An 11,193-nucleotide genomic window follows, 5' to 3' on the forward strand; every position below is an offset into this window, starting at 1 on the left:
GACTGACTAAAGGTTTTCCATGCTTGATACGGACCTGAAAGAACAGCCTGAACTCGAATCTGAATACGATGTCGTGATCATCGGAGCCGGCCCGGCAGGCTCTACAGTGGCTGCCCTGCTGGCCGAACAGGGACGCAAAACCCTGGTAGTCGATCGCGCCCGCTTTCCCCGCTTCCACGTCGGCGAATCATTGATTCCGGAAACCTACTGGCCACTCAAACGACTCGGCCTGATCGACCAGCTCAAACAGACTGCCTTTCCCAAAAAACTCAGCGTCCAGTTTGTGACAGATGAAGGTGTCGAGACGAGGCCCTTCTACTTCCACGACTACAAAGACCACGAAAGCTCACAAACCTGGCAGGTCTATCGTGCCGAATTCGACCAGATGCTCATCGACAATGCCCAGTCTAGGGGGGCCACCTTTCATAATGAACTTCAAGTGACTGACCTGCTGACCCAAGAGGAACAGGTCACCGGCGTCAAAGTCAAATTGAGTAATCAGGAAACACGCGAAATCTCCGCAAAACTGGTCGTCGATGCCAGCGGGCAATCCGGTTTCATCGCCAATCGACTGAAACTCAAACAGAATGACCCGGTTTTAAGAAAAGGAACAGTCTGGGCACACTTCAAAAATGCACAACGCGATCCCGGCATCGACGAAGGGGCCACCCTCATCCTGCAAACTGAAGGCAAACAGTCCTGGTTCTGGTACATCCCGCTTCAGGACAACGTGGTCAGCATCGGCTGTACCGGCGACATGAACTACATGTTCTCCAAAGAGCGCGGGAATAGCGAAGAAATCTTCTTTCAGGAAGTCGAACGCTGTATCGGCATTAAACGCCGCCTGACCGAAGCCCAGCCGGTCACCGAGTTCATGACCACCAAAGACTTCTCGTATCATTCCAGCCAACCGGCAGGTCCTGGCTGGATGCTCGCCGGCGACGCGCTCGGCTTCATCGATCCGGTCTACTCCAGCGGTGTGTTCCTGGCGATGAAATCGGGTGAACTGATCGCCGAGGCCATCAACGAAGCGTATGAAACAAACGACTTTTCAGTCGAGCGTCTGAGCCAGTGGTATCCCGGTTATAAGGAAGGCGTCGATAACTTCCGTAAGCTGGTTTACGCGTTCTACACACCCGGTTTCAGCTTCGGAAACTTCCTCAGACAGTACCCACAGTTCAAATCGAACCTGGTCGACATTCTGATCGGCGATGTCTTCAAGCCAGAAGTCGCCGAGATGTTTACCGTCATGCAGGAAGAAATTCCCGAACTGGCGGACACCGATGACTCCCCGGTTACGATGAAGAAATAACAACATCAGCAGAGAGATCAACAGCCGCTGATTCTTCACTCTGCGCATAAAAAAGCCCTGCTCCGGTCATCGCCGCAGCAGGGCTGAATTCTCAAGAAATCAAACTATTTCTTCTTATATTTGGGTGCTTCGCCCAAAGGATACAGGTCCCATTTGCGAACCCACATCTCAGCCATTTCGGTCTGCACCAGCAGTTTGCCATGATCTGGTTTGGCGTTGTAACCTGCGTTTACAACCACGCCGTTGACCAGGTATTCAATCTCGCCACCTTTGCTGATCACATCCATCCGCGTCCATTCGCCGAACTTGCTTTCGACATCATCTTTACCGCGGAAGCCAACTTTGTCGGCCCAGTCAGGATCACGTCCAAACCAGTTGATGCGGCCGGAACTCAAAGTGATTTCTTCGCCGTCTTTCTTCCAGACTTTTTCGCCATCCCGGTCTTTGGTAATTTTCGTGGTCAGTGAAGTAGGAATCGCTTCGCCGGTCTTGGGGTCTTTGCCCGTTAAGACCAGGATATCACCCACGCCCCCTTCGATAATCTGTGCTTCAATGGATGCCATCCAGGTATTTCCGTATCCGCCATCGGGACCATGGCAGTGAATCAGCACGCCGGAATCACGGGCACGGTCTTCCCGCTTGCCCCAGGTCTTTTCGCCCCACTTGAATTCGATGACCATGTGATAATCACGGTAATCACCTTTCGTAATCAGACCGCCGTAACCGTCGCCGGAAATATGCAGCATGCCATCTTTCACAGTGAAGATTTCACGGGGATCTTCGTAAGCGGTACCGCGATTCCAGACATACAGGCCGTCCAGATTTTTGCCATTGAACAGATGGATGACACCGTCCTTGGGTGTGATGACTTTGTCTTCCGCTTCCGCACCCACACTCCAGACAGCAGCCAGACAGACACAGGTGATCGTGAGTAGTCGTTTCAAATACATATGCGCTTTCCTGAATTAAATGGCACCAGGCGAGATCACAATCTCTGCCCCGCACTACAATAAGCCCGTTTGCGGGCTCAACCGAAAGTAATTTCTTTAATAAATTAAGTTATTGAATCCACTGACTCTTGGCAAGAAGGAAGCTCAAAAAAGTCGCCACTAGAGTCAAAATAGAAAAACCGGGACAAATCGGTCTACACCTGCTTTTGCATCAACATAAAAAAAGCCTGCAACATGGCAGGCTTGTAGCGTGAACTCAGGCAGATTACGACCGATTCTTGATCGCGACCGCGGCTGCATCGTGGGGGTGCAGACTCTCCAGGTGGTTGATCTCCACGCGGAAATCTTTTACGCCGGCATACCCTTCCAGCGCACCCTTCAGTTTGCGGGCGGCGTCTTCGCAGAACATCAGGTTCGCGCCGTTCAGCCGGGCAAACTCCTGTTCGTCTTCCCGTTTGACGGCTGTCTGCACGGGTGTGGCAATCACGCGTTCCAGATAATCAATCAGGGACTCGATCGGAAATTCTTCGATGTCGCTTTCCAGTTCGACGCAGACATCCGCATGACTTCGCTGGCTGTGGGGTACTGCCAGGATCGCTTCCGGGGTTCCCAGCCACTGCATGATTTCATCATGTGTCAGTTCGCTGCGATCGTTGAATCGATTTTCGAAGGCCTGCTGGATTAGCTGACGGGATAAGGCAGCCGAACAGGGGCACGCACTGGAATAAGTCAGTCTGACCTGCAGTTGATGACGAAAGACGCCTTGCTGGCAGGCACTTTGAATCTTGACCGGATAGGCACGCCAGCCGGCATGATCAGAGAGCAATGCAGGTCGTTTCAGGGAATGTTCGTAGTTTAGTGTCAGATAACTGCTGGAACTCATCCCCTGATGAGTGTGAATAAAATCCTTCAGAATTTCGTTGACCACAGGCAGTGTGAGTTCGGTATCCGCCAGTCGAGTGTTCAGACTCAGAAACAGCCGTGACATGTGAATGCCTTTGACGTTTTCATCATCCAGGCTGACGGCAGCATCGGCCCGGGCCGGTGTGCGAAAGATTTCGCCCGATGCGTCGCGTAATCGCAATACGAGTTCCACCCCGGACATGCCGACACGTTCCAGCGTCCCCCCCGTTAAAGGCAGCGACTCATTGGCGACATCAGGCATCAGGTTTGTCGTGGATGCCACCCGGGAGTCTGTGGACGTAACTGATTGCGCACCCTGATCGGTAGATCCCATCTGTTTGAGATTCAGAGCATCGGAAACAAATTCAAACATACAAACGTCTTTCGTTGGTCTGTCACTGCTGTTACGCTGCTGGTACAGGAAAACTTAATTCTGGAATTTCCCTCAAGTCTTCTTAACAACGAGACTCGCAGGAAGAACTCCAGCGATTCAACTAACCAGCCAGTAACAGTCTTCTTATTCATCTAAAATTAATCGAAACCACTCTCTGGTTTCTACTATAGCAAAGCTTTACCTTTATATCATTTAGTCCCATAGATACTTTTTTCAAGTATCAAAATTATCTTATTACCAGGCTTTGATCGAAATAAGCTCTTTTCTGCCCTGAAATTACGTGATTTCGGCTGACAGAATCAGATCTGAATGATCTGGTTCACATCACCCGTTAATTAAGACAGTTGATGTCCCCCCCCTGAACAACCGTAACTACTGCCGTTTTGGTCTGGCAGAAGAAACAGAGAGTCTGTTGACGCGTTCCCAGCCTTGGGGAGGCTGCAAAGTTTCAATCGGAATCCGTTCCGGCTCCTGTCCGATAAAACCGGGACGCTGCAGGGGAGTATGCATGGAGGCCTGTTGAATATTGAGCCCATTGGTCTGTTGAGTCAGAAAGTTTGACAAGCGATTCGTTTCGGTATGCATTGGGTTCAGAGTCAATGCCTGGGTCACAGCCGGATACACTTTCGCCATCTGATTGGCCTGCAGGCAGGCATACGCCAGCCGATACCAGTCATCAGCAGAAACCTGATCCCGATTCTTCAGCGCCTGCTCCAGCGATGCCATAGAATCGGTCCATCGCTGCTCAGCACCATAAGCGATGCCCAGCATCCACTGTGCTTCGGCCCGTTGGTCTATAGTCGCGCTCGTGTTATGACAGATCGGGCGTAAAATCGGTGTTGCCCGGTTCGGTTCCCCCAGCTTGATCTCCAGTCCTGCCAACTTCAGCCGTGAGACGATGTTGTATGGTTCGACCTGTAACACGCGATGATATGTTTCCACCGCAGAGGAACTCAGCCCCGCCAGTTCTTCCAGTTCCCCCTTGAGAATCAAGGCACGAATATTCGTCGGATCCAGCGTCAGCCCCAGTTCCAGGTTTTTCAACGCATCCGTGTACTGTTTCTTCTCATACAGCAGGTAAGACAGGTCAATATAAGGCCGGGGATCATCGGGGGCCAGAACGGTCGTCTTGTGCAGTTGTTGGATTGCTTCTTCCGAGTAACCATTGGCAATCAGAAATTCGGACAGCTGCTGACGCACAGCAGCATTATTGGGATTCGATGCGACGGCCTGCTTCAGGAGTTCTGCGGCCTGCTCCTTGCGGCCACTCTCGGTCGCGACCCGCACCTGTTCTACCAGATCCTGCGACTCAGAATCCAGAATCGCCATTTTCTGTTTCCAACTCACACAGCTCGAACAGATCAGTAATAGAACCGCCAGAAAAAACCATCCAATACTTTTACAGAATATCGCTCCCCGCGCGCAATCTGAGCGACTCAAATTCGGCACGCCGAACCGGGACTCAGTAAACGTGTTGGCACAACGATCTCTCATACGCTCTGGTGATCTTCCTCCATGAAGTCACGAAGCTGAACCGAAAATATCAGGTAACCCGCTTGAAATCAGACAGGGTTCTGCTGCATTCAGGCCGCGAACGTTACCATTTTTTCGAATTTTGGGGTAGAGGAACTCAGCTGTTTTTCAGGCCAAAACACCTGCCTGATACCTTCCGCTGACTGACTATCGGTCCAACTGAGACTCTGACTCTCAATTTTCTCATTAAGTCTTTTCAACACATCAACTTATCATCATCTTTTGATCAGAAACCCGCGTCGGGCTGCTCAGAACGGCGAATGAACCTCAAAAACAGGTGCAATCCCGCCAAATCTGACTTTAGTTAAAATAGAGACTATCGCGAATTATTATAAATTACTGTTTAAAAACTTAGTTTAACCGACCGGAGCAACAAACCCAATCATTGACATCGGTACGATCGTCCGGGTACAAAAGGGTAACTTATGGATAAGTTTTCGATATATTCGAAATAATTGGAAATATAGAGAATCTGGCGTGATGGACTACGTCTTCTTTCGGCATGGCTTACTGCCCCTGGTCGTGCAATCGTTAAGCTCGATTTAAAAAGGTCGAATGGATGATGAGTCTTCGTAAAAAAATGAATCTGAAAAAAGTATGTCTTACGGTCGGTTGTTTCCTGACCATCGGCATGATGTCCCTGGCTGAGTCCAATGCAGGAATTATTCCCTGGACGTACAACGCTATTTTTGGCCCGAGCCGTAACGGTGCCATGGCCTATGGTGCCGGATACGCTCCTGCCCCCTATTCCGCCAATTATGGTGGATACGGAATGATGAATAGCGGTAACTGCTGTGGTCAACCCGGTTACACCAGCTACTATGGTGGTACCATGAATCGCAGTCAGTCAAGACGCAGTTCCCGTGCTGCTTACCGCTGGTATCTGCTCAATAACCCTCAAGCAGTCGGCGTCAGTTACCGTAATTTCAGTGGCGGAAATGCATACGCTTCCACTGGTAGTTATTATGGCCCGACTGGCTGTGGATCCTGTGGAATGGGTGGCTGCGGTATCGGCGGATGTTCTACCGGCGCCTGCGGTGCAGCCGGCTGCAGTACCGGTCAGTGTGGGGTTTCCTACAACCCGGCTACCGCCAGTACACCCACTCCCGACCCCAACTCCGGGAATCCGGTTCCACCACCGCGTGAAGTGGAAAGTACAACACCTAAAACATTTGCCGATGAACCAATGAATTCCGGCAGACCGCAACCGGGTGTGGAAGATTCCGGATTCGAAAAGCGACGCTATGATCGCAGCCCCATGGAAACAACTCCCATGCCCAAGAATGAAGCCGAAGACTTGTTCAAAGTCCCCCTGAATCGGGATGTGGAAGAACTGCCTATGCCGGGTGCAACCCCTGCTACTCCTGCAACTCCACCAGCGACAGAACGCAAGCAGCCGGCATTTGGTCCAGAGGAAAAAAAGAGCGATGATTTCTTCGGAGGCGGCAGCACAGATGCCTTCAAGCCAACCCCCGACGGCAAACTTCCTAAAACCGCCATCCCCCAGAAAAAGACGGCTCCGATTCAGGAACCGGCAATTAAAGCCCCGAAAGCAGAGCAGGAAACCAACTTTCCTCCACTGCGGGTCCGCCCGCTGAATCTGGATCAGAAAATCACCTGGAAATCAGCGCCTCGTGCCGAACGCCTGACGATTCGCACCAGTTTTTCTGCCCCCAAGGTTGCCAAGCAGGATGTACCCGTGAATTCAGGCTGGTTTGCGATTACCGATTCTGCAAAAATTGCCAGCAAGTAATCGCAGTAACTCAAAGTCTCAACAAAGTGCAAGTGCCTGACCGCCTTGCACTTTTTTTATGCGCCAGTCCCGTTATCGTAAGAAGAATATGATACCACTTTCGGTTTCCCCTCTTTTTGATCTCACATCCGGATTCGGAACATGCAAAACTCAGAAATCGCACGCCAGTTTGAGGAACTGGCAGACCTGCTGGAAATTCAAGGCGCAAACCCTTTTCGACTCCGCGCCTATCGAAACGCCGCACGGACCATCTCTGGTCTGCCCGACTCCATTCAGGACATTGTGGAATCAGATCCCAGTGAACTGCAGGAGCTGCCGGGCATCGGCAAAGACCTCGCCGAAAAAATTGTCACCATTGTCGAAACATCAACACTCCCTCAGTTGGAAGAACTCAAAGAACAAATCCCGGCAGATGTCGTTCGCATGCTGGACATTCCCGGAATTGGTCCTAAAAAAGTCGCGTTTTTGTTTTCCGAACTTTCAATCCACTCCCTTGAGGACCTCAAAGCTGCTGCCGAAAACGGCGTGATCGCCGAGCAGAAAGGCTTCGGCAAAAAAACAGAACAGATCATTCTGGAAGGACTCGAACATCTCAGCCAGGCCGGCAACCGTGTTCGGCTCGCAGAGGCCAAAGCGCAGTCCGATGCCATCATTCATGATCTCAGTAAACTCGATTCGGTTCAGCAGATTTCGGAAGCCGGCAGTTGTCGCAGGCGTAAAGAGTCCGTCGGTGATCTGGATGTGCTTGTGACTTCCAGCCAGCCTGCCGAAGTCATGGACGCGTTGGCGGATCACGAACTCGTGAACAAAGTGCTCGCCCGCGGCGATACTAAACAACGCGTGCGGCTCAACTCCGGTCTCGAACTGGATCTCCGCGTCGTCCCCGAAGAATCGTATGGCGCTGCCCTGCTCTACTTCACCGGCTCCAAGGAACACAACATAGTCCTCAGGCGCCGTTCCCAGGATCGAGGACTCAAACTGAATGAGTACGGCCTGTTTCGCGAGGACGAACTCGTTTCAGGCAAGACTGAGGAAGAAGTTTACAAAGCTCTTGATCTTCCCTGGATTCCGCCGGAAATCCGCGAAGACCGCATGGAATTTGCCGCTGCAGAAAAGAATGAACTACCAGAACTGATCGAACTGAAAGACATTCGCGGCGACTTGCATATGCATACGACGGCCACCGATGGAACGGCTTCCATTCTGGAAATGGCGGAAGGCGCTAAAGCCAAAGGCTATCAATATATCGCCATCACCGACCATTCCAAACGGGTCACTATGGCTAACGGTCTGGATGCCAAACGCCTGCGGGCGCACTGGAAAGCCATTGAAAAAGCACAAGACAAAGTTTCCGGCATACAGATTCTCAAAGGCATCGAATGCGACATCCTGGAAGATGGCAGCATGGACCTGCCCGATGAGGTCCTCAGCGAAGCCGACTGGGTTATTGCAGTCTTGCATTATGGTCTCAAGCAACCTCAGAAACAGATCAATCAAAGACTGCTGAATGCCATCCAGAATCCGAACGTCTCGATCATCGGCCATTTATCGGGTCGCCTGATCGGCAAACGCCCCGGCGCTGATCTCAATTATGGCGAGATCCTCAAAGCTGCCGCCGATTATGGCACCATGCTGGAGATCAACGCGCATCCCATGCGACTCGATATCGATGACATCCACGCAGCCCGGGCCAAAGAACTGGGCATCCCGATCGTTATTAATACAGATGCCCATAGCGTCGCCGGGCTGGATGTCATGCAGTATGGCATCTATCAGGCGCGACGGGCCGGGCTTACGAAAAAAAATGTCGCGAATACAAAAACCTGGAAGCAATTTCAGAAATTATTGAAAACATCGAAATAAATTTTCATCCGCTCTCATAAAAGTTCCGTTACCGCTTCTAACAATTGAGACTGAACAGGAACGAACCTTCATGCCGAATTCACTGGAACTGCTGATCCGCTCAGGCAATCCCTTGATCTCCATCGAGACACTGGACGAACAGCGTGCTTTAGATGTGATCCGGGATATCGCGCTGAAGTTGAAGAAGCCCCTCTTTGAATGGTCGACGACGGCCGGCTTATGCAAGCTGGAAAATGGCAGTCTGAAATCGCCCACCGTGCCCGGCGGAAAACCGGAACAGTCTTTGGCCTTCATTCGTCAAAATACGGACCAGGACCTGTTTGTTTTTAAGGACCTGGGAGCCTACTGCCGGGACAGTGTCGTCAATCGCATGCTCCGCGATTTAATGGACACCTGCCATCAAAAAAAATCGACACTGATCCTGATCGATGCATTCCCTTTACCCGATGAGATCAAACGTTTCACCATCGGCTACGAACTGGGCTGGCCCACGACCGATGAATTATCAGATGTCATCAAGCAGACCTACAATAAGATCAAACGGGAAAGCGAGTCTGAAATCAAAGCCAGACTGACTCGCCGCGAAATGGAACAACTCGTATTAACCATGCGGGGGCTCAGCTGCAGTGAAGTCGAACGTGTCATCAGTTCAGCGATCCTGCAGGATAACGATCTCAACGCCAATGATCTGCCCCACATCATTGAAGCCAAACGCACACTCCTGGGTTCCACAGGCTGCCTGGAATCGATCGCCGTCGATGTCAAATCAGAAGAAGTGGGCGGCCTCAATAAACTGAAAGACTGGCTGAAACTGCGCCGGGGTGGCTTTACTCAGAAAGCCCAGGACTATGGAATCGAACCACCGCGCGGCGTACTCATGCTGGGTGTCCCCGGCTCCGGAAAAAGCTTGTGTGCAAAAATGGTCGCAGCGGACTGGAATATGCCGCTCCTGCGTCTGGACCCGGGCATGCTCTATCAGAAATTCATCGGTGAAAGCGAAAATCAGCTCAGGCAGGCCCTCTCCCAGGCAGAATCCATGGCGCCCGTCATTCTCTGGATTGATGAAATTGAAAAAGCTTTCGCGTCTGCATCGGGTTCATCCGCGGATGGAGGGCTCTCCAAACGCATGTTCGGCACCCTGCTCGCCTGGATGCAGGACCATCGACATCCGATTTTCATCATCGCCACTGCCAACGATATCTCCGCGCTTCCGCCGGAACTGATGCGCAAGGGACGCTTTGATGAAGTCTTCTTCGTCGACCTGCCAACTGCGGCGGCCCGCGAACAGATTCTGAAAATTCATCTCGAACGACGGAAACGCGATTCAGATCAATTCGACCTGCGCTCACTCGCAGCACTGGCGGAAGACTTTACAGGCTCTGAACTGGAACAGGCGGTCATGTCCGGACTGTTCGCCGCGTTTTCCGAAAATGCCGAAATCGAAGACCGGCATATTGCCTCGGAAATTCAGAAAACACGTCCGTTAGCGGTGCTGATGCAGGAACGGATCAGCCAACTGCGACTCTGGGCACAAAACCGCTGCGTTCCCGCTGATTAACAACGGCCTGACTGTTTCTCCCGGAAAACAGCCATGTTGTTTTTTTGCAACGTGTTTATACAACATCATTAACTTCTGTAAAATTGGCTGCAGACAGCCAAATCTGGAAGCAACGAGTTGAAAATCAGTGGGAAATGCGGGACAATTAACCCAGTTGTTTGCGCAATCTCCTGATTTCAAATTGAGGATATCTATGATTTCTCCCACCACATTCAGAAGAGTACTGTATTCCGTTCTCGGTCTTTCTCTCGCCATCTATGCCTGCTCTGCCAAAGCAGCCGACAAAGAAGAAAAAACGGAGAAAACCAACGAAGTCAAAATCAAAGACATCACACTCAAAGTTCCGGAATCCTGGAAAAGTTCTCCCCCTTCCAACAACCTGCGGCTCGCGCAATTTGAAATCCCCGCAGTCAAAGGTGATAAAGAACCAGCCGAACTGGTCATTTCATCCTTCGGCGGTACGGGTGGCGGAGTCTCTGCCAACGTCTCTCGCTGGGTTGGCCAGTTTGCAGCAGGAAAAGATCGGGAAGTCAAAGTCACTCAGGGGGAATCCAAAGACGGTAAATATATTTTTGCCGACCTCTCAGGGACCTACAACAAGTCCATCGGACCTCCATTCCTTCGCAAAACCGAAGCCGTTCCCGACTCTCGTATGCTGGGCGTCATCCTGGCCGTCGAAGGAAAAGCTTACTACTTCCTGAAGTTAACCGGCCCCAAAAAAACCGTCGCTTCCATCGTCGATGAATTCCGCGCCTCTTTCGGTGCCAACGCCAAAGATGAAAAGCCATTCGAACAATAACGAATGGCTGCTTTTTTATTTTCATCACGACTTATTTCAGGTTCTTAACAAACTCCTTCTCTGAACGATAGCTACCGGACCATCATGCTCACCCAGCGAATCCCATCAGCCTGGATCAGGGGCGTTCT

The 11,193-nt window shown here is 51.4% G+C and carries 8 protein-coding genes; 5 read left to right on the forward strand and 3 right to left on the reverse strand.

Annotated features, from left to right (window positions below):
• Nucleotides 1–19: 19 nt before the first annotated feature.
• Nucleotides 20–1,312 carry an NAD(P)/FAD-dependent oxidoreductase gene (locus tag Pan161_RS21870; RefSeq protein ID WP_145230844.1) on the forward strand — a complete coding sequence of 431 codons (1,293 nt, stop codon included), beginning with the start codon at nt 20–22 and terminating at the stop codon, nt 1,310–1,312.
• Between the two features lie 104 nt (nt 1,313–1,416).
• Here Pan161_RS21870 and Pan161_RS21875 read toward each other — a convergent pair whose 3' ends face one another.
• The 3 genes from Pan161_RS21875 to Pan161_RS21885 form a co-directional block, all read right to left on the reverse strand.
• Nucleotides 1,417–2,262: a 3-keto-disaccharide hydrolase gene (locus tag Pan161_RS21875; protein WP_145230846.1), complete on the reverse strand. Its 846-nt coding sequence runs from the start codon at nt 2,260–2,262 to the stop codon at nt 1,417–1,419.
• A gap of 265 nt (nt 2,263–2,527) precedes the next feature.
• Nucleotides 2,528–3,538, reverse strand: coding sequence for a GTP cyclohydrolase FolE2 (gene folE2, locus Pan161_RS21880; RefSeq protein WP_145230848.1), 1,011 nt, complete (start codon nt 3,536–3,538; stop codon nt 2,528–2,530).
• 393 nt (nt 3,539–3,931) lie between these two features.
• A complete protein-coding gene (locus Pan161_RS21885) occupies nt 3,932–4,888 on the reverse strand; it encodes a tetratricopeptide repeat protein (RefSeq protein ID WP_197995460.1) in 957 nt (318 codons plus the stop codon).
• A 763-nt stretch (nt 4,889–5,651) separates the two neighbouring features.
• Here Pan161_RS21885 and Pan161_RS21890 point away from each other — a divergent pair.
• From Pan161_RS21890 to Pan161_RS21905, 4 genes are all read left to right on the forward strand, one after another.
• A complete protein-coding gene (locus tag Pan161_RS21890; RefSeq protein WP_145230852.1) occupies nt 5,652–6,845 on the forward strand; it encodes a hypothetical protein in 1,194 nt (397 codons plus the stop codon).
• Between the two features lie 141 nt (nt 6,846–6,986).
• Nucleotides 6,987–8,708: a DNA polymerase/3'-5' exonuclease PolX gene (polX, locus tag Pan161_RS21895; RefSeq protein WP_145230854.1), complete on the forward strand. Its 1,722-nt coding sequence runs from the start codon at nt 6,987–6,989 to the stop codon at nt 8,706–8,708.
• A gap of 70 nt (nt 8,709–8,778) precedes the next feature.
• Nucleotides 8,779–10,266, forward strand: coding sequence for an AAA family ATPase (locus Pan161_RS21900; RefSeq protein ID WP_145230856.1), 1,488 nt, complete (start codon nt 8,779–8,781; stop codon nt 10,264–10,266).
• Between the two features lie 193 nt (nt 10,267–10,459).
• Nucleotides 10,460–11,065, forward strand: a complete 606-nt coding sequence (locus Pan161_RS21905; RefSeq protein WP_145230858.1) for a hypothetical protein — start codon at nt 10,460–10,462, stop codon at nt 11,063–11,065.
• The last annotated feature ends 128 nt before the right edge of the window (nt 11,066–11,193 follow it).

The organism is Gimesia algae (genome assembly GCF_007746795.1).
GTDB classification, from domain to species: Bacteria; Planctomycetota; Planctomycetia; order Planctomycetales; family Planctomycetaceae; genus Gimesia; species Gimesia algae.